Origin of the sequence: Mucilaginibacter sp. KACC 22063 (assembly GCF_028736115.1) — a bacterium.
Lineage (GTDB): Bacteria > Bacteroidota > Bacteroidia > Sphingobacteriales > Sphingobacteriaceae > Mucilaginibacter.
This window is the reverse complement of the sequence record NZ_CP117877.1, coordinates 1761907-1781014: the sequence shown is the minus strand read 5'-3', so window position 1 is coordinate 1781014 and position 19108 is coordinate 1761907. Positions and strand designations below refer to the sequence as shown.

The following is a 19108-nucleotide window of genomic DNA, read 5'->3' as shown; positions in this document are numbered from 1 at the left end:
TATTTCTTACAATTAATTAAATCTTATGAAAATTGCATTAATCGGTGCATCTGGCTTTACAGGCACCAGTATTTTAAAGGAAGCTTTACAACGCGGTTATACAGTTACAGCTATAGCCCGTGATACGCAAAAGATCACTGTTGAAGATGAAAAGCTTACCAAAGTGGCTTTAGATGTTTATGACCTGGATAAACTTACTGAAGCTTTACGCGGGCATGATGCTGTAGTAAGTGCTTTTAATGCAGGCTGGACTAACCCAAACTTGTATAACGATTTTATTAAAGGCGGTGAAACCATACAGCAAGCTACTAAACAAGCTGGAGTTAAACGCTATATCTTTATTGGTGGCGCAGGTAGCTTAGAGATACAACCCGGATTGCAACTGGTTGATAGCCCTAACTTTCCGGCAGAATGGAAAGCCGGCGCTACAGCTGCCCGCGATTATTTAAACATACTTAAAAAAGAAAACGAGCTGAATTGGACATTTTTAAGCCCGGCCATTGATTTGCACCCCGGAGAACGCACAGGTAAATACCGCACCGGAACAGATCAACCGGTATTTGATGAACACCACAAAAGCGCTATAACTGCTGATGATCTTGCAGTAGCCCTGCTTGATGAATTAGAAAAAAACCAGTTTGTAAAACGCCGTTTCACCATTGGTTACTAAAAACAAAGAAGCCTGAGCAATGCTCAGGCTTCTTTGTTTTAAATTCATTATTTGATCAAATACCTTCGGTACCTGGGTCATCTCCGATCATACGACCAGTGGTGCGGCCATGTGGGCGGGCTTCAAAGTTTGTTTTGGCATGCCCTTCTGACGGAAACTCATGCTGCTCCGGACGGGTAACGTCAATCTGCTCACTCCATGAAGTATTGCTTTCGTTTTCCTGCGGATTGGTAGTATCTTCCTTAGGATAACGCAAATCTTCACTGTCTGATTCTTCTCTTTCCGGTGTTTCATCCTGGTCAAAATCAGGCTCTGGGCTTTCAAAGTCATCATCAGGATCGGCATCACTTGCGCTGATGATATTGCTATTTGCATCAATCAGATCGTCATCTTCCTCCTCATCCAGATCATCATCAAGCAAATCCTCCTCATCATCACCCGCAATGCTTGTTTCATCATCAAGATCGGTGTCATCACCTAAATCATCATCGTCGTCAAGCAGATCGTCATCCTCCGGGTCAGGTGTTGCTACGTCAGAAAAACGATTATAATTTATCTCGTCAGTTCTATACTGATTGTCCTGTTCTGTCCAGGAATCCTCTCTAAAAGCTGTCATAGTTTTATCTGTTTAGTTAATATAATAACCAAAGCGATAACGCTATTGTTTTTAGATTTGGAACAAAAAAGCACAGCCTCACAGCTGTGCTAATTAAATATTTGATAAGAAATCCCCTATGCATTAACCAGGCAGATCTCGCGGATTTTACCTACCGTGTAATCCACTTCTTCTTTCGTATTGTATTTAGAGAAAGAAAATCTTACAGCAGGCCTGTCTGGATTTGCACCTATGGCATTTAACACGTGTGAACCAATATTGGTACCCGAGCTACATGCACTGCCACCCGAAGCGGAGATACCCGCAATATCAAGATTAAATAACAGCATATCTGCCATATCCATTTCGGGGAACGAAACGTTTAATACTGTATATAAACTTTTTTCAGGATCCGTTTCGCCATTAAAGTGGATGCCCGGTATTTGCGCTTTAAGGCTTTCCATCATATAAGTTTTCAAGCCTTGTATTTTTTCCTGGTGCTCATCCATTTCTGTATAAGCCATTTCCAGTGCCTTTGCCAAACCTGCAATACCGTAAACATTTTCGGTACCGCCGCGCATATTACGTTCTTGCGCACCTCCATAAATCATTGGGTCTATTTTTACCTTATGATTGATATATAAAAAGCCTACGCCTTTAGGGCCGTGCAATTTATGCGCTGCACACACCATAAAATGCACTTTAAGCTTGCTCAGATCGTGCCTGTAATGGCCAACGGTTTGTACGGTATCGCAATGATAGATAGCATTGTATTGCTCACAAAGCTCGCCTATGCGCTCAATATCATTCAAAGTACCTAACTCATTATTGGCATGCATTAAAGAAACAAAACTGCGTTCGTTATCCTTTAACAATTGCTCTAAATGCTCGTAGTCCAGGCTGCCATTTTGGTCTACGTTTACAAAGCTTAATTTTATAATACCGGCTTTTTCCAACGCTTCCAGTGTGTGTACTACAGCATGATGCTCTAACCGAGTTGTAATTGCGTGTTTAAGGCCATAGCCGCTGATACCGCTACGAATGGCCATGTTATCTGCTTCGGTACCGCCTGATGTGAAAAATATTTCTGCAGGCGAAGTATGCAACAGGTTTGCTACCGTACGTCTTGCTTTTTCAATCAAAGCCCTTGCTTCGCGGCCATGCGCATGTATAGATGACGGATTACCAAACTGGCTTTCCATTACCCTGTACATTTCTTTCATTACCTCCGGGTCCAGAGGTGTTGTAGCAGCATTATCTAAATAAACACGCATTTTAATTATGATTAGTGAGTTAGTGAATGAGTAAATTCTTTTTTTCCGATATACTTTTTCTCGCAGTTGATACCACTTTCAAAATTTCGGTTGCTTCATTCATAACTATTATTAATTTTTCCTTTTCCATTATTTGAGACTCTATCAGCAACTCCATCCAGAATAAGCTTTCATCAACCTCTTCAATAACAATTGACAATTTAGAGGAAAACTCATTTTGTGATCTTGCCCGACAAGCTGCTCTATAATTAGCACCAACTGACGTAGAACAACGAAGCCATTGCTTACCTATGATCTGTGCTTCAACACTTCTTGGCAATAGCCTATACAACTTTATAACTTCTAAAACAAAGTGTTTAGTTCGAGCTCGAAATTTTTCAGCAAAATCGTTATTGTAATTTTCCATATTAATCACTAACTCGCTAATTCACTAATCACTAATTGTTAGTTTATATGCAAAATTTCTTTAATGTCAGCAATTATCTTGTTTGCCAGGTTGTTTGCAACCGTTTCTGAGTTACCTTCTGAGTAAATACGGATAATAGGTTCTGTATTTGAACGGCGAAGATGTACCCATTCTTTGTCGAATTCAATTTTAAGTCCGTCTATAGTGGTATGCGGCTGCTTCTTATATTTCTCTTCAACTTTTAACAATAACGCATCTATATCCATTTCAGGTGTTAACGTAATTTTGTTTTTAGAGATATAATAAGCCGGATAACTTGCCCTTAAAACCGAGATCGATTTACCAAATTTAGCCAGATGGCTTAAAAATAAAGCTATGCCAGCTAACGCATCGCGGCCATAATGCAATTCGGGATAGATAACCCCTCCATTGCCTTCTCCTCCTATAACCGCATTGGTTTCTTTCATTTTGTTAACCACGTTCACCTCGCCTACCGCGGCACCTTCGTAAACACCGCCTGCTTTTTCGGTAACATCACGCAGCGCACGGGTTGATGACAGGTTTGATACGGTATTACCTTTGGTGCTTTTTAAAACGTAATCGGCAACGGCTACCAACGTATACTCCTCGCCAAACATCGATCCGTCTTCGTTAACAAAGCATAAGCGGTCGACATCAGGGTCAACAGCTATACCTAAATCTGCTTTTTTAGCAACCACTTCCTGCGATAGCGCAATCAGGTTTTCTGGCAGTGGCTCGGGGTTGTGCGGAAACTTACCATCCGGATCGCAATACAACTGATGCACTGTGTTTACGCCTAAAGCCTTTAGCAGGGCCGGCACAAATAAGCCTCCGGTTGAGTTAACACAATCAATTACTACGCTGAAGTTAGCTTTAGCAATAGCGTCTTTATCAACCAATGGCAATGCTAAAATGGCATCAATATGTTTCTGAAGATAGCTATCATCAGTGGTAACGGTGCCCAACTCATCTACGTTGGCAAAATAAAAATCACTACTTTCTGCAATATCCAATACTTCTTTACCGTCAGCATCGCTAATAAATTCACCGTCCGCGTTCAGCAGCTTAAGCGCATTCCATTGCTTTGGGTTATGGCTTGCGGTAATGATAATGCCACCTGCGGCTTTTTCCATCGGAACAGCAACTTCTACAGTTGGCGTTGTAGATAAGCCCAGGTCAACAACATTTATCCCCAGGCCCTGCAGCGTACCAATAACAAGGTTATTCACCATGCTGCCAGAGATACGGGCATCGCGGCCAACTACAATTTTGTTATTGCCCGATTGTGTTACAGCCCATTTACCATATGCTGAAGTAAATTTTACGATATCGATAGGTGTTAATCCTTCGCCTGCCTTCCCGCCAATCGTACCGCGGATCCCTGAGATAGATTTTATTAATGTCAAAATACTTTTATTAGAACGCAAAAATAGCAATTAAAACCCTACAGCAATAACCTTTAACAATGTTTTGCACACTACTGATTATAGCTATATTTGAAATCACTTACGCTAATATCTACAAAGTTGCTACAGCTCGACCGGCATTTATTTTATTTCATCAATCACGACCTTACCAACCCGTTTTTTGACGTGGTAATGCCATGGCTGCGTAACCCTAAGTTTTGGATACCGCTCTATGTATTCATCGTCCTATTTTGCATCTGGAAATATAAAAAGCAAGGCATTGTTATCATTTTGCTGTTATTGGCAACCGTTGGCGTGGCCGATTTCACCAGTGCGTCGCTTATCAAATACCAGGTACAAAGGCTTCGCCCCTGCCGCGAACCTGCTTTGGCCGGTAAAGTAATTAGCCGTGTTGGATGCGGTACGGGATACAGTTTTCCGTCAACCCATGCTACCGATCATTTCGCAATGGCGGTTTTCCTAATATTGATCTTTTGTAAAAAATGGAGATGGATCTGGTTTTGGGGGATTTTATGGGCCGGACTGATTAGCTTTGCCCAGGTTTATGTTGGGGTGCATTATCCTGTTGATGTTACAGCCGGTGCTTTATACGGCTCGCTCATCGGAACATTGTTCGCACTGCTAAACAAAAAGCTTCAACCTGCATTTTACAATACATGATCTGGCAATCGCTTTTATTATTCTCAGCTGCATTTTTTGGCGGCATGTCTGTTTTTTTATTTAAAGGTGATAACCACAAGCAACTGCGGCTGATCCTGTCTTTCAGCGGGGCATATTTATTTGCCATTACGGTACTGCACCTCATTCCGGATGCTTATCATGGCAATGATAACCTGGTAGGGGTGTTTATACTGGCCGGATTTTTATTCCAGATTGTATTAGAGCAATTTTCGGATGGTATTGAACATGGCCACATGCACACACATGACCATAGTGCATTTCCTGTAGGCATTATGGTGAGCTTATGCCTGCATGCGTTTTTAGAAGGAATGCCATTGGCACAGGGCTATCAGTCGCAACTGGTTTTCGGTATTGCCCTGCATCATATCCCTGCGGCTTTTGCCTTGGGTACGGTGTTACTGCACAACAATCAGCGTAAAACAGCAATAGGGTTTTATATCCTGCTATTTGCATTAATGTCCCCGGCAGGATATTTCTTCAGCGAAACGTTAAGTAATGGGGGGATAGGAAATTTACAACACTATTTCAATCGCATAATGGGTGTTGTAATCGGTATCTTTCTTCATATATCCACCACCATATTATTTGAGGCCGGGCCGGATCACAAATTTAACCGCCGTAAACTGATGGCAGTTGTATTAGGTGTGGGGATTGCACTCGGAGGCTTCGTTACTGAACTTTAATCTGCTCCTTCACAGCAGTCGCCTTTGGTGCATGGAGCTTCAGCCCCCCTCAGCTTATCAAGCAAGTCGCTTAACTGTTCAGCTTCCTGTTCAGTTAAATGCGCTTGTATAATATCCCTGGTTTTAAACTCTATATCCATTTTTTTCAGCACCTCAAGTCCATCTTCGCTGATTCGGATATCCACAGCGCGGCGGTCTTTATTATTTATACAACGCGAAACCAGGCCTTTTTGAACAAGGCGGTCCACTATACGTGATGCATCAGACATTTTATCGAGCATACGCTCTTTTAGCAGATTAACTGTAGCCGGCTTTGGATACTGGCCGCGTAAAATACGCAGAATATTAAATTGCTGACTTGTAAGATTATAGCGTTCAAACTGGTAGCGCAGCAAATTATTGAGCCAGCCATAGGTATAACTTAAATTAACTACAACACGATGGTAGTCATCCTCAAATTTCCCCTGTATCTCTTCGTCTATTTTCATGACAATAACTTAACTGCAAATATCGCAATTATGTTTATTTATTTTTCTGCTGCGCTTTATCCTTATCATTACGCCCATAACTCCAGGGGCAATGCAGGCATTTATTTTTGCAGCAATATCCACGCTTTAAATGATACTCGCGGGTAAAAACATAGTTACCATCCTGGTTAATGTAGTAATCTATATCTTCTATCAACGGCATCAATTTAAAATCTTTACAAAGATATTATTCTCAAAATGATTTTTAAGATGCTTGCCATCGCCATGTAAAGTCCATATCTGTTTGGGCTCAACCTGCTGTATAGCGGTGAGTATGTCATTCCAGTCGGCATGATCCGAAATAAACAAGGTATCGTGCTGATTAACCTGCAGGTTTTTCCAGCCTGAGGCAAATATCCGCTTTACTCCTGTAGCTCTGATATAACTATCAAAAGTAAATGGTGGCACAATGTAAACATACTCATCCTGGGTTTTCATCAGTTTACGATTATACAATTGATGCATACCAAGAGTATATCCCATTTTCTGATAAATGGCATTCAGGGGCATAATTTTATGGTGTACCAGTACTTTTTTCTGCGGAACATGCGTAGTGATGAGATTAATCAGCCGCTGACTTTTACCTAAGCCATAAGCACCCAGTAAAATATTGGTTTTAATATCATTCAGTTTATTTATCTCTTCAACCGGGTCGGGATGTAAAACCACCGGATCAGCAAAGGTACTTTCTGTAATTAATACATCTGCCTTTAGCCATTCAATAGGTTCACAGGTTGCATCGGTCTGCAACTTAAAATCACCGGTGTATAAGTAGCTTGCGCCATTATACTCCATATACACCATTGCTGAACCTAACATATGGCCGGCAGGAATAAAGGTAATCTGAATCCCTTTTATTTGAAACGGCTTGTGCCAGTTGACAATATTAAAAACCTTTGCTGCATTTTTACCATATCGCAATTGCATAAATGCAGCGGTAGCTTCGGTACTATATACCTCGTTATTACCTGCTATGGCATGGTCTGCATGGGCATGAGAAATTACCGCAGTTGCAACGGGCTGCTGCGGATCAAGATAAAAATCACCGTAGGGGCAATAAATACCTTTATCGTTAATATAAATAAAATCGTCTAAAATCATTTGCTTTCGGCCAGCTTTAACAGCTGCTGATGCAGCGCCAGCACCTGTGGTATCACTAATTCGGTATCGTCATTTTTTATTCGGAAATCGGCAAGTTTAACTTTTTCCTCTTCCGGCATTTGGCGGCTGTTGCGGCTATCGGCTTCTGACGGAGTAATATGATCCCGTTTAATTACTCTATCCAAACGCATTTGCAGCGGCGCAGTTACAATAATATTATAATCACATAATTTATAAGAACCGCTTTCGAACAGAATAGCAGCCTCTTTAATCACATAGGGTACATCGGAAAACCCTTTTACCCATTCGTCAAAAGATCGGAATACTGCGGGATGTACCAATGCATTTAACTTCGCCAATTCTGCCGGGTCTGTAAAAACCTTTGCAGCTATATACTTGCGGTTAAGTTCCCCATTATCAAAATAAGCCTCGTTGCCAAACTGCTGTTTTAATCCGCCTATCAATAATTGATCGGTTGTCATCACCGCTTTTGCAGCGGCGTCAGCATAAAAAACAGGGATGCCAAGTAATTCAAAAATCTTGCTTACAGTTGTTTTGCCGCTGCCAATGTTTCCGGTGATACCGATCTTCAACATCTATTTTTTTATAATGAAATCTACAGTTTGCGGTTCAATTTTCACAATACGGCAAAAGGCCGGAACTCGGTTCAGTTTAACAGGTAAAGAAGTGTAACTATGCTCCCGCCAAAGATTAAGATCTACTGTTGCCTCAAAAAAATCAGCATCTATCTCTGGGTAACGGTTTAAAGATGTAGTAAAAGTTACTTTTACCTTTTGCGGAAATATCTTTACATCATAATAGTTTACATTACCTGTTACTTTAACCGGCACCTCAATTGTTTTTTCTGTAAACTCGTCAACCGGGATCTGCACCTCAACCGCTTTAGGATAAATGCTCAGGTTACCTTCACCCCCACGCTGCAGGTTTACACGTGTACTTACGGGTTCATCAATATCATTAAGCTTAAGCGAGTCGGTTTTCCAGCTTGTAATTTTATCTATAACATTACTTGGGCCGCTTAAAGTAACATAGGCAGGGCGCAACGTAATATTACCTGCCAGGTCATATTGCTGCTGATAGTCGATTTTTGACTGCAGTTTTACCGGCACCCGCTTGGTACTGCGATTAGTAAAGTCAAAATAAAGCGTATCAGGGTCAAAACCGATGATTTTCTGTTCGGGGTCTTCTTTACGGCCGTTGATCTGATTGATCTGATTATAAAGCGCGATATAGTTTTTGGTCTCCAGCGAATGCAGGTCGACGTATATACGCTCGTCAACGGGCTTAAACCTCGAGAATAGCATATCCCACCCGGTACCCTGTACAGTAACGTCTATCGTATCAGACTGTAAAGCCTTGAACGCGCGGCGTTGCGGTACGTTTGCGTAAACCAGCAAACGACGAACTTTAAAGCTGTAATCATTAGAAAGCGTAATAAGTATCCACGCCACAGCAGCAAGCACAAGGCATGTAATAAACGCGGTAAGACGCCTGCGTTCTGTTACTGATAGCTTTATTATTGGCATAGTTCTTAAACTTTCTAAATTAAAATGCCGCTCAATTATTTACAACTGAACGGCACTTGAATCTTTATATTGCTGTTTAAGCTTTTGCGGGAGCCGGATTGTTCAAGGCTCTCGACGCTTCTAAAGAGATCGCTGATTTATCAAAACGGATCTTAACACCGTTATCAACCTCAACCAAAAAAGTGGTATCATTAATGTCGGCAACTTTACCATGAATACCAGCAGTGGTAACTACTTTGTCTCCTTTTTTAAGCTCGTCAACATATTTTTTCTGATCTTTTTGCTTTTTAACCTGCGGGCGTATCATGAAGAAATAAAACACAACGATGATTAGCACAATTGGTAATAATTGTCCGAAACCACCTAAGCCGCCAGCAGCCTGTAATAGAATTGTTGATATCATTTTTTATTTATTATTTACTGTCAACCGTTACATCACCGATAAGGTGTACCCTTGATTCGGCTGGGTTAGTATTTGCTGTAATTGTAATTTGTTTGTCTTGCAGGCCCATTTTACCGGTGCTGTTAAACTCAACGTGTATAACACCGTTTTCGCCGGGTGCAACAGGGCTTTTAGGATAATCTGGTTTTGTGCAACCGCATGTAGCAGTAGCATTGGTAATAATAAGCGGCGATTTACCGGTGTTGGTGAATTTAAAATCATATTTCACTACATCGCCCGATTTTACTTTACCAAAATCATGTGTTTCGCGCTCAAATTTCATCACCGGCAGGTTAGCGGCAGAAACTGTGGTAGTGCTGTCGGCCTTTGCATTGTTTGATGACGATGCCTGCTTACAAGCTGCAAGCGTACTAAGGGCAATAAGGGCTAAAAAAACTTTTTTCATTTGATTATTCAATTAATCCCCTACCGGTTTTTCTGATTTTGTTACCGGCTTTAAGTTCAAATAAAATCTTATCAAGTATACCGTTTATAAATGAATTACTTTTAGGTGTACTAAATTCTTTTGCTATTTCAAGATACTCATTAATGGTTACCTTAACCGGCACTGAAGCAAAATTAATAAATTCTGTAATGGCCATTTTCATCAGTAAAGTATCCATCATGGCAATACGCTCAGGCTCCCAGTTTTGCGTTTTATTATTGATCAGTTCCTGGTACTCTTCGTCGTGGCGAATGGTTTGCTGGAAAAGCTCGATGATAAACTCGCGGTCTTCGGTCCAGTTGCCTGTAACCTCTGCCAGTTTATTCTGCCTTGGATCATCGTATGAGAAGTTTTTGAAGGTTTTTGCAATAAGCGCCTGCAGAACGTCTCTGTCAACCGGCCAGTGAATAAATTTATCTTCAAACACCTGTTCGGCCAGTGAAGATTTCAGGATCACTTTTTTAAATATAAACTTGATAATATCTTTATCAGTCTGAATGGTATCATCCTTAAATTCAAGATATTCTTTATACTCCGGCGAATTTTTCAGTATCGTAAACAAAGCTTTGGCAAGCTCAGGGTCAAAATCCCAGGAAATTTTATATTTTTTAATTGCCGCAATATAATCTGCGTTTTGTTTAAGTGAAACCAGGAAACGATTTTCGCTGATCTTAAAGTTAGGTTTCAGATCTTCTTCAGTGGGTAGATATTTGTTTGCACGCTCTTCGGCATCTGTAACTACATAGTCTGCCACTTCTGAGATAAGCGACAACATCCAGATATACATTTCGTATACCTTGTCGATACTTTGAAGCAGATTTTTTTCATTCAGCTTCAAGTCTTTTTTTTCTGTTTGATAATAGGCGTATAAAGCCTGTAATACTTTTACCCTAAGGTGCCTTCTGTTTAGCATTTAATAAGAACGATTTTGGGCAGCGCCCTGTTACAATTTAATATGATGATTTAACTTTTTTAATGTCAGAAATACGCTTTTCGGCTATTTTGTTTGCTGCCTCAATTGTACTTATGTTTTCGGCTTTTGATAGTTTTAAAATATTACGGGTAGCGTTGTATATATTCTCCGTAAGCTGTAGCGTACGTTTTTTGCTGAAACCCATTAACTCGGAGTAACAGTTAATGAGGCCCCCGGCATTTATAACATAATCCGGCGCATACAGAATACCTTTTTCCAACAACATATGCCCGTGGATGTTTTCGTCTTCCAACTGATTATTTGCCGATCCCGCTATAATAGCGCATTGTAATTTATCAATAGTACGGCTGTTGATGGTAGCCCCAAGCGCACAGGGAGCATAAATATCAGCCGGAACATCAAATATGGTATTATTGGCAATAGCTTCAGCACCATATTTTTTGGCTACCTGTACAAGCCGTTCCTCATTAATATCGCTAACGTAAACCTTTGTATTTTCTTCACGAAGCAGCTTAACCAGGTTTTCACCTACATGGCCTATTCCCTGCACTATTACAGACCGTCCAGCCAATGTATCTGTGCCAAACATCTCCTTCACTGATGCCTTGATACCCATAAATACACCTTTGGCGGCAATTGGTGTTGGGTCGCCACTGCCCCCTATGGTTTCAGGAACACCGGTTACATGTTCAGTTTCCATGCGGATATACTCCATGTCGCGGGTGTTGGTGCCCATATCTTCGGCTGTAATATATTCGCCGTTCAGATTTTTAATAAACCTGCCCAGGCGGCGCATCATAGCTTCGGTTTTATCCCTGCGAGGGTCGCCCATAATTACTGCACTACCACCGCCCAGGTTAAGGCCGTTAATGGCCGCTTTATAGGTCATGCTTTTTGATAAACGCAAAGCATCTGTAAGCGCATCCTGCTCGCTTTTGTAAGTCCACATACGCGTACCGCCTAATGCAGGGCCTAATGTAGTGTTATGAATAGCGATAATTGCTTTTAAACCGGTATCGGGATCATTACAAAAAACTACTTTTTGATGCCCCAGCGCATTCAAAAGATTAAAAACAGGGGTTGATGTGTTATCCGTAGACGGCATTTTGCGAGTCGGCTGTTGAAACCGCTACAAAATTAGATGTTTTTTTGAGAGCAGCAAAAGTAATATGCATATAGTAAAATATAAGGGCAGCAAACATGCGCAGGAGTTTCACACCTATGTAAATTGGAGCATAGCAAATTAGCGCATCTGCACATCTTCTTGTATTTTTACCGCCAAGCTTATGAAAGACCTTGCATTTTTAAACCGATTTTTTTACAAATACCGCTGGCGCTTTATTCCGGGGATATTATTTGTAATCATATCCAATATTTTCGGTGTGTTGCCTGCAAAGGTTATCAGTGTTGCTTTTGACCTTGTGGCAGAAAACATTGCTATCTATAGACTTTACAACGGTTTTAACCGACAAAGTGTGATCTATGATATTTTCGGGTCGAGCTTATTGCTGTTTGGCATGCTGGTGCTTGCATTGTCGTTAGTGCGTGGCTTGTTCTTGTTTTTCATGCGCCAGACACTGATCCTGATGTCGAGGCATATTGAGTATGACTTGAAAAATCTTATCTATAATCATTACCAGCAGCTTTCATTAGCTTTTTACCGCAGGCACAGTACAGGGGACCTGATGAACCGTGCCACCGAAGATGTTACCCGTGTGCGCATGTATCTTGGACCGGGTATCATGTATTCTGTAAATACTATTGTATTATTTATATTGGTGATATATGCCATGATGATGGTTAACGTAAGGCTGGCGCTATTCTCTGTATTGCCAATGCCTATACTGGCCTTAACCATTTATTACGTTAACAGCATCATCAATTACCGCAGCGAAAAGATACAACAGCGGTTATCAGGCATGTCGAGTTTTGTGCAGGAAACCTTTTCGGGCATTCGTGTAGTTAAATCATACGTACGTGAGAAGTTTATCCGCGACAGCTTTGCCAACGAGAGCGAGAATTACAAAGTGCATTCGATGGGGCTGGTAAAAGTACAGGCGCTTTTTTACCCGCTTATGCTGCTGCTGATTGGCATCAGTAATGTGATCATTATTTATGTTGGCGGTGTAGAGGTAATGAAAGGTACGGTTACACCGGGCAATATTGCCGAATTTATCGTTTATCTCAACCAGCTTACCTTCCCGGTAATGGCCTTAGGTTGGGTTACTTCTTTAATACAACGTGCAGCAGCTTCACAAAAGCGTATCAACGAGTTTCTGCAATCTAAACCTGAAATAAAATCAGGCGACGTGCCACATCATGTAAACGGTGAAATTACGTTTAACAATGTCTCTTTTACCTATCCTGATACCGGCATAAAGGCTTTAAAGAACGTTTCTTTTAAAGCTAAACCCGGAGAAATGGTAGCAATTATTGGCCGTACAGGTTCGGGGAAATCAACGATTGCCAACCTGATCATGCGCATGTATGACAGTACATCTGGCAATATTTTAATTGATGGCCGCCAGTTGCCTGAGCTTGAATTGAATAATTATCGCTCGCAGGTAGGATTTGTACCGCAGGAAGTATTTCTTTTTTCTGATACCATTGCCAACAACATTGCCTTTAGCGCTGATACATTGAATATGTCTGCGGTTGAACAGGCTGCAAAAGATGCTGCTGTTTATGGTAACATCATAGAGTTTGATGAAGGCTTTAATACCATGATCGGTGAACGTGGCATTACATTATCTGGTGGACAAAAACAACGTGTATCAATTGCACGTGCCATATTTAAACAACCGCAGATATTAATATTTGACGATTGTCTTTCGGCTGTTGATACCCGTACCGAAGAAGAGATATTAAATAATATGGGGCAAATTATGCAGGGCAAAACCAGCATTATTATAGCACACCGTATCTCCACTATTAAAAATGCCGACCAGATACTGGTGCTTGAGCATGGAGAGATTATTGAACAGGGCAACCACGAAACTTTAATGGAGAAACGTGGTGCCTATTTTGATCTGTATGAAAAGCAGCTACTTGAAGAACAGGAAACTTCTAATAATCAATAATTTCTATATTTGCGGCTTCGGGTCCCTTAGCACCTCTTTTTACATCAAATGAAACCCGTTGCCCTTCTCCTAACGATCTTAAACTTTTATCTTTAATTTCTGAATGGTGTGCAAATAAATCCTCTTTGCTATCCTCTGGTGTAATAAAACCAAATCCTTTTGCTTCATTAAACCATTTTACTGTACCCTTTGCCATATTGTTTATAATTAGTCGGCACAAGATAATTTTAAATATCAGATAACTATAAATTAATTGATTGCGGGCATTGAATACCCATCATTTTTAAAATTGTTTTAAATATTTTAAACAATATTTCAATAATTGCTTGCAGTTTGAAAAATTATTTATATTTATGCCAATCAAACTATACAATACTTTAACAATGGGAGATTTTGAAAACAGAGAGCGGGAGGAAGTTTTTTCAAAGAAGGTAAGAGCGGGCAAAAGGACTTATTTTTTTGATGTAAAAGCTACAAGGTCAAATGATTACTATGTGACCATAACCGAAAGCAAAAAACGCCTTGAAGATGGTGTATTTGTTAAGCATAAAATCTTTTTATACAAGGAAGACTTTGAAAAATTTGCAGAAGGATTAAAAACCACCGTTGATTACATCAAATCTCACCAGGAAGTAGTAGAAAAACGTTATGAGTTCAGCGATGCTTCTGAGGTTTCCAAAGCCGACGAAGATTTCTCATTCGAAATATAATACCTCACAACTAACTAAAACAACTAAATATCCACCTGCCTTAGTGCAGGTTTTTTTTATGCCTTTATTTTAGATTAGGCATGATAGCCAAAGCAATTGAAAAATAAATGATCAGGCCTGTAACGTCAACTAATGTGGCCACAAACGGGGCTGATGAAGTAGCCGGGTCTAATCCAATTCTTTTCAACAACAACGGCAGCATCGACCCTGCCAGCGATCCCCACAGTACAATACCCACCAACGAAAAACCTACTGTAAAGGCCGTTTGAAGCCAGTAAACACCATAGATATTACTAAATAATGTCCATACAGAAATACGGATAAACCCTATTGTGCCCAATATGGCCCCGAGCAATAATCCGGATAATATTTCGCGCCGCATTACTCTCCACCACTCTTTAACAGTAACTTCACCTAAAGCCATAGCCTGAATAATCAGGGTTGATGCCTGCGAACCGCTGTTACCACCGCTCGACATTACCAGCGGTACAAACAAAGCCAATACAACGGCTTTTTGTATCTGCCCCTCAAAATACCCCATTGCTGTAGCAGTAAGCATTTCACTCAGGAAGAGGATGATCAGCCAGCTTACACGCTTTTTTACCAGCCTTAAAAGCGGCATGTCCAGGTAAGGCTCGTCTAAGGCTTCGGTACCCCCAATTTTTTGTATATCTTCAGTATATTCTTCGTTAGCTATCCAAAGGATATCATCAACCGTTACTATACCTAATAATATATTTTCATCGTCTGTCACCGGTAAAGCAACACGGTTATTCATCCTGAAGATGTTAATGGCTTCCTGCTGCGGGTCATTTACGTTAAGCGCAATCAGGCGGTTATCCATCAACTCACTCATCTTAGTCTCCGGCGTTACCAATAGTATTTCACGGATACGCACATCATCCAGCAGCACACCATTACTGTCAATCACATAGATCACATCAATGGTTTCCGAATTTTTACCATACCTGCGGATATGGTTCAACACCCGCTCTACATTCCAGGTTTTCTTAACGGCTACGTAATCCGGCGTCATCAAACGGCCTACGCTATCTTCCTCGTAACCTAATAATGCAAGTGCTTCTTTACGGTCGTCGGGCGGTAAGTGGATGATCAGGTTTTTTACCGCATCGCCATGCAGTTCGCCAAATAAGGCTGTACGGTCATCGGGCGGCAGCTCGTTGATCAGCTCGGCAGTTTTCTGTCCCGAAAGTTTTTTGATGATACGTTCCTGTGTAGGAAAGTCCAGGATACGGAAAACATTTACCGCCCTATTAAGCGATAATGTTTCGATAAATAATGCGCCTTCATCGGGCAGCTCATCAATTAAATGTTCAACATCCGATATATTGAGGTTGTTCAAATAATCCTGCAGTTGATTGTGATCACCCTGCTCCAGCAATGCTTCTATTTGCTCAACCATTTCTTCCATATCGGTGCCTCCTATTTTACATTGGTGTATATTTATACCTATTTATTTATCGCTCGCAAAAGTCGTTTATTTTTTCAAATTATACGGATGTTTTTTATGTTATCTTTGCGGGATTTTTGAGGCGTAGTATATTTCTTGTCGTACAACGCCGATACATAACACAATAAAACGAAATGGGTTTACAATGCGGTATAGTTGGTTTGCCAAACGTGGGAAAATCAACTCTTTTTAACTGTTTATCAAATGCAAAAGCACAGGCGGCAAACTTTCCGTTCTGTACTATTGAGCCAAACGTGGGTGTAATTACTGTACCTGATGAGCGCCTTACTAAACTGGCCGAACTGGTAAACCCGCAAAAGATTGTGCCTAATACAATTGAGATTGTTGACATTGCCGGGCTTGTAAAAGGTGCCAGCAAGGGCGAAGGCCTGGGTAACCAGTTTTTGGGCAATATCCGTGCTACTAACGCTATCATCCACGTGCTGCGTTGTTTTGATGATGATAACGTGATACATGTTGACGGCTCGGTTGACCCTATCCGCGATAAAGAGATCATTGACACCGAATTACAGCTAAAAGACCTGGAATCGGTTGATAAGAAATTACAAAAGGTAGAAAAGGCAGCAAAAACCGGTGATAAGGAAGCTAAAAAAGCTTACGATGTGTTAACGGTTTATAAGAACCACCTGCTTGCGGGTAAATCTGCACGTACGGCTCAGGTTGCTGAAGAAGACAAAGAGTTTATTGCCGACCTATGGCTGCTTACTGCTAAACCGGTAATGTATGTTTGTAACGTTGAGGAAAAATCCGTGAACACAGGCAACGCTTATGTTGAGCAGGTTAAACAAGCTGTGAAAGAAGAAAACGCCGGTGTGTTGGTGATCTCTGCACAAATTGAATCAGAGATTGCACAATTAGATAGCTACGACGAACGCCAGATGTTCCTTGACGATCTTGGCCTGGAAGAATCGGGCGTAAACAAATTGATCAAAGCTGCCTACCAACTGCTTAACCTTAGCACTTATTTTACTGCCGGTGTGCAGGAAGTACGTGCCTGGACCATTACCCAGGGCTTTACAGCGCCTCAGGCTGCCGGTGTTATCCACAGCGATTTTGAAAAAGGCTTTATCCGTGCAGAGGTGATCAAATACGAAGACTTTGTAAAATATGGATCTGAAAGCGCTTGTAAAGAAGCCGGAAAACTAAGCGTTGAAGGCAAAACTTACATTGTACAGGATGGCGACATTATGCACTTCCGTTTTAACGTATAAACCCCTTTCCCCCAATTGATATATAAATACAAGCGCGGCAAATGCCGCGTTTTGTGTTTATATGTTTTTACAATAAAAAGTGTAACAAAAAAGATATATTGATATATGAATCTTCTTATTATACTGTAAATGAACATATAAGCAAATCATTTTTTACTTCTTTTTAAGTGTAAACAAAATTTTAAGGCCATAAATTGTTAATTTTGTAACAGCCATGCTGAAAAGAATAGCTTATATACTGATTTCTGTCTGGTTGATCAACGCATTGGTCTGCTTTCATCCTACTGATGCGGCAGAAATTCATGCGGAGGCTGCCAAAGCAACCAATGGGCCAAGCTTTTCAGACAATACACTTTTAGATCTGCTGCTGCATCACATCAGCGATGATGACGATTACAACGGCAGCCACCAGCACCACAAGATAGCCAACCGTAACAGGTATGTACTTACACGTACTTTAGGATTTAATCTTCAGGTACCATTTACACACACATTCCAGTGGCTTAATGCCGTACAATATCTCCATACGTATTATGGCCGTTTTTGGGAAAAGAAGGTATTTCTTCCGCCCCATCATAATTTCCTGTTCAGGCTCAGTCCCTTTTAATTTGATATAACATTTCGCTTTACGGCAACTCTTAAGTAGTTGTCCGCTTATCTTTTAACGGCTTTATGTCGTTACTAAACGCTTTGTTATAATCAAAACTAAAAATGAACCGTAAGAAAATTTTTTACTGGCTTGCCGCCATTATAATGCCTGCAATGTTCTCGGCCTGCTCATCGGGCAATGCCGAAAAAGCCGACAACGCAGACAGCCTTAAGCTCCCCGTTATTACTTTAAAAGCTAAAGACACCGTTTTACAAAAGGCTTATGTAGCCGATATACAGGCCGTAAAAAACGTAGAGATACGTACGCGTGTAAAAGGCTTTCTCGAAAAAATATTTGTTGATGAAGGTATGCTGGTAAAAAAAGGCCAGCTACTTTTTAAGATCAATGACCAAGAATACCGCGTAATGCTAAGCAAGGCCAAAGCTGAGCTGAGTAACGCTGTAGCCGCTGCACGTGCTGCCGAACTTGAGGTAGAACGTACAAAGTTACTGGTGAACAAAAAGGTGATTGCCAAATCAGAACTTGATGTAGCTGAAACTAAACTGGCCGCAGAGAAGGCAACCATTGAAGAGGCGCGTTCATCGGTACAATCGGCAGAAAACCATTTGGCGTATACGGCAATACATGCGCCTTTTGATGGCATTATTGACCGTATACCGCTTAAAGCAGGAAGCCTGATTGAAGAAGGCGCACTGCTTACTGATCTGTCAGACATCAGCGCCATGTATGCCTATTTCAGTTTCCCCGAAAACGAGTACCTGCAATATCAGCGCGCAAGCAAAACAACTACAGCTGAGGCTGCCAAAGAGGTAAAACTGGTACTTTCTGATGGTAGCAATTACAGTCACCCCGGCCAGATTGAAACCGTTGAAGGGCAAATTGAACAAAATACCGGTTCAATCGCTTTCCGCGCACGTTTCCCTAATCCTCAAAAACTGTTGCGCCATGGCGCTACAGGCAAGCTATATATCTCTACTGATGTGGATGATGTACTACTTGTTCCGCAACAGTCTGTATTTGATATACAGGACAAGAGCTACGTTTACGTGGTAGATAAACATAATATGCTGCACATGCAAAGCTTTACACCGGTTACCCGCCTCGCACACTACTATGTAGTACGCGAAGGTTTAAAACCAGGCGACCGGATCCTATTTGCAGGTACGCAAAACGTAAGGGAAGGCATGGTTATTAAACCAACTGCCGCTCCCGCAGCTATGCTGGCCATGAAGCAGTAATTCTGCACGGGCTG

The 19108-nt window shown here is 41.2% G+C and carries 23 protein-coding genes; 8 read left to right on the top strand and 15 right to left on the bottom strand.

Translation table 11 applies throughout. The features are described from left to right. Positions 1-25: 25 nt before the first annotated feature. The gene (locus PQ461_RS07895) at positions 26-670 is read left to right on the top strand and encodes an NAD(P)-dependent oxidoreductase (protein ID WP_274303069.1); all 645 of its coding nucleotides are present in this window, start codon (positions 26-28) and stop codon (positions 668-670) included. Between the two features lie 55 nt (positions 671-725). Here the strand turns inward: PQ461_RS07895 and PQ461_RS07890 are convergent, their stop codons facing one another. From PQ461_RS07890 to glmM, 4 genes are all read right to left on the bottom strand, one after another. Continuing rightward, positions 726-1286 carry a hypothetical protein gene (locus tag PQ461_RS07890; RefSeq protein ID WP_274303067.1) on the bottom strand — a complete coding sequence of 187 codons (561 nt, stop codon included), beginning with the start codon at positions 1284-1286 and terminating at the stop codon, positions 726-728. A 116-nt stretch (positions 1287-1402) separates the two neighbouring features. Next, positions 1403-2539 carry a cysteine desulfurase family protein gene (locus PQ461_RS07885; RefSeq protein ID WP_274303064.1) on the bottom strand — a complete coding sequence of 379 codons (1137 nt, stop codon included), beginning with the start codon at positions 2537-2539 and terminating at the stop codon, positions 1403-1405. A 19-nt stretch (positions 2540-2558) separates the two neighbouring features. Then, positions 2559-2945, bottom strand: coding sequence for a four helix bundle protein (locus PQ461_RS07880; protein ID WP_274303063.1), 387 nt, complete (start codon positions 2943-2945; stop codon positions 2559-2561). A gap of 38 nt (positions 2946-2983) precedes the next feature. Next, a complete protein-coding gene (glmM, locus tag PQ461_RS07875; protein WP_274303062.1) occupies positions 2984-4372 on the bottom strand; it encodes a phosphoglucosamine mutase in 1389 nt (462 codons plus the stop codon). 120 nt (positions 4373-4492) lie between these two features. Here glmM and PQ461_RS07870 point away from each other — a divergent pair, with 120 nt between their 5' ends. Both PQ461_RS07870 and PQ461_RS07865 read left to right on the top strand, forming a co-directional pair. Beyond that, positions 4493-5053 carry a phosphatase PAP2 family protein gene (locus PQ461_RS07870; protein ID WP_274303059.1) on the top strand — a complete coding sequence of 187 codons (561 nt, stop codon included), beginning with the start codon at positions 4493-4495 and terminating at the stop codon, positions 5051-5053. Beyond that, a complete protein-coding gene (locus PQ461_RS07865) occupies positions 5050-5757 on the top strand; it encodes a ZIP family metal transporter (RefSeq protein ID WP_274303057.1) in 708 nt (235 codons plus the stop codon). The genes PQ461_RS07870 and PQ461_RS07865 overlap by 4 nt, the downstream gene beginning before the upstream one ends. Here PQ461_RS07865 and PQ461_RS07860 read toward each other — a convergent pair. The 9 genes from PQ461_RS07860 to PQ461_RS07820 form a co-directional block, all read right to left on the bottom strand. Next, positions 5754-6245, bottom strand: coding sequence for a MarR family winged helix-turn-helix transcriptional regulator (locus PQ461_RS07860; RefSeq protein ID WP_274303055.1), 492 nt, complete (start codon positions 6243-6245; stop codon positions 5754-5756). The genes PQ461_RS07865 and PQ461_RS07860 overlap by 4 nt on opposite strands. A 34-nt stretch (positions 6246-6279) precedes the next feature. Then, positions 6280-6447 carry a DUF5522 domain-containing protein gene (locus PQ461_RS07855; protein WP_274303053.1) on the bottom strand — a complete coding sequence of 56 codons (168 nt, stop codon included), beginning with the start codon at positions 6445-6447 and terminating at the stop codon, positions 6280-6282. Then, entirely contained in the window at positions 6447-7385 is a 939-nt protein-coding gene (locus tag PQ461_RS07850) for an MBL fold metallo-hydrolase (protein WP_274303052.1), read from the bottom strand. The genes PQ461_RS07855 and PQ461_RS07850 overlap by 1 nt, the downstream gene beginning before the upstream one ends. After that, positions 7382-7981: a dephospho-CoA kinase gene (gene coaE / locus PQ461_RS07845; protein ID WP_274303051.1), complete on the bottom strand. Its 600-nt coding sequence runs from the start codon at positions 7979-7981 to the stop codon at positions 7382-7384. The genes PQ461_RS07850 and coaE overlap by 4 nt, the downstream gene beginning before the upstream one ends. Then, on the bottom strand, positions 7982-8932 hold the full coding sequence (locus tag PQ461_RS07840; protein WP_274303049.1) for a CdaR family protein: 951 nt from the start codon (positions 8930-8932) through the stop codon (positions 7982-7984). A gap of 76 nt (positions 8933-9008) precedes the next feature. Continuing rightward, entirely contained in the window at positions 9009-9335 is a 327-nt protein-coding gene (gene yajC, locus PQ461_RS07835) for a preprotein translocase subunit YajC (RefSeq protein WP_274303046.1), read from the bottom strand. Positions 9336-9345: 10 nt separating this feature from the next. Next, positions 9346-9780 carry a DUF1573 domain-containing protein gene (locus PQ461_RS07830; RefSeq protein ID WP_274303043.1) on the bottom strand — a complete coding sequence of 145 codons (435 nt, stop codon included), beginning with the start codon at positions 9778-9780 and terminating at the stop codon, positions 9346-9348. Between the two features lie 4 nt (positions 9781-9784). Beyond that, positions 9785-10732 carry a transcription antitermination factor NusB gene (gene nusB / locus PQ461_RS07825; protein WP_274303041.1) on the bottom strand — a complete coding sequence of 316 codons (948 nt, stop codon included), beginning with the start codon at positions 10730-10732 and terminating at the stop codon, positions 9785-9787. A 37-nt stretch (positions 10733-10769) separates the two neighbouring features. Beyond that, positions 10770-11858, bottom strand: coding sequence for a Glu/Leu/Phe/Val family dehydrogenase (locus PQ461_RS07820; protein ID WP_274303039.1), 1089 nt, complete (start codon positions 11856-11858; stop codon positions 10770-10772). 181 nt (positions 11859-12039) lie between these two features. Between PQ461_RS07820 and PQ461_RS07815 the strand changes: the two genes are divergently transcribed. Then, on the top strand, positions 12040-13833 hold the full coding sequence (locus tag PQ461_RS07815) for an ABC transporter ATP-binding protein (protein ID WP_274303037.1): 1794 nt from the start codon (positions 12040-12042) through the stop codon (positions 13831-13833). On the opposite strand, the gene PQ461_RS07810 is transcribed toward PQ461_RS07815, so the two are convergent. Further along, a complete protein-coding gene (locus PQ461_RS07810) occupies positions 13820-14029 on the bottom strand; it encodes a cold-shock protein (protein WP_274303034.1) in 210 nt (69 codons plus the stop codon). The genes PQ461_RS07815 and PQ461_RS07810 overlap by 14 nt on opposite strands. A gap of 187 nt (positions 14030-14216) precedes the next feature. Between PQ461_RS07810 and PQ461_RS07805 the strand changes: the two genes are divergently transcribed. Then, a complete protein-coding gene (locus tag PQ461_RS07805; protein ID WP_274303993.1) occupies positions 14217-14543 on the top strand; it encodes a DUF3276 family protein in 327 nt (108 codons plus the stop codon). Positions 14544-14607: 64 nt separating this feature from the next. Here PQ461_RS07805 and mgtE read toward each other — a convergent pair whose 3' ends face one another. Next, complete coding sequence (gene mgtE, locus PQ461_RS07800) at positions 14608-15975, bottom strand: magnesium transporter (RefSeq protein ID WP_274303032.1); 1368 nt, start codon at positions 15973-15975, stop codon at positions 14608-14610. A gap of 173 nt (positions 15976-16148) precedes the next feature. On the opposite strand from mgtE, the gene ychF reads away from it, so the two are divergent. The 3 genes from ychF to PQ461_RS07785 all read left to right on the top strand — a co-directional run bounded on the left by ychF (position 16149) and on the right by PQ461_RS07785 (position 19094). Beyond that, complete coding sequence (ychF, locus tag PQ461_RS07795; RefSeq protein WP_274303029.1) at positions 16149-17246, top strand: redox-regulated ATPase YchF; 1098 nt, start codon at positions 16149-16151, stop codon at positions 17244-17246. A 214-nt stretch (positions 17247-17460) separates the two neighbouring features. Further along, complete coding sequence (locus PQ461_RS07790) at positions 17461-17853, top strand: hypothetical protein (protein ID WP_274303027.1); 393 nt, start codon at positions 17461-17463, stop codon at positions 17851-17853. Positions 17854-17957: 104 nt separating this feature from the next. Further along, positions 17958-19094 carry an efflux RND transporter periplasmic adaptor subunit gene (locus PQ461_RS07785; RefSeq protein ID WP_274303024.1) on the top strand — a complete coding sequence of 379 codons (1137 nt, stop codon included), beginning with the start codon at positions 17958-17960 and terminating at the stop codon, positions 19092-19094. Positions 19095-19108: the final 14 nt, after the last annotated feature.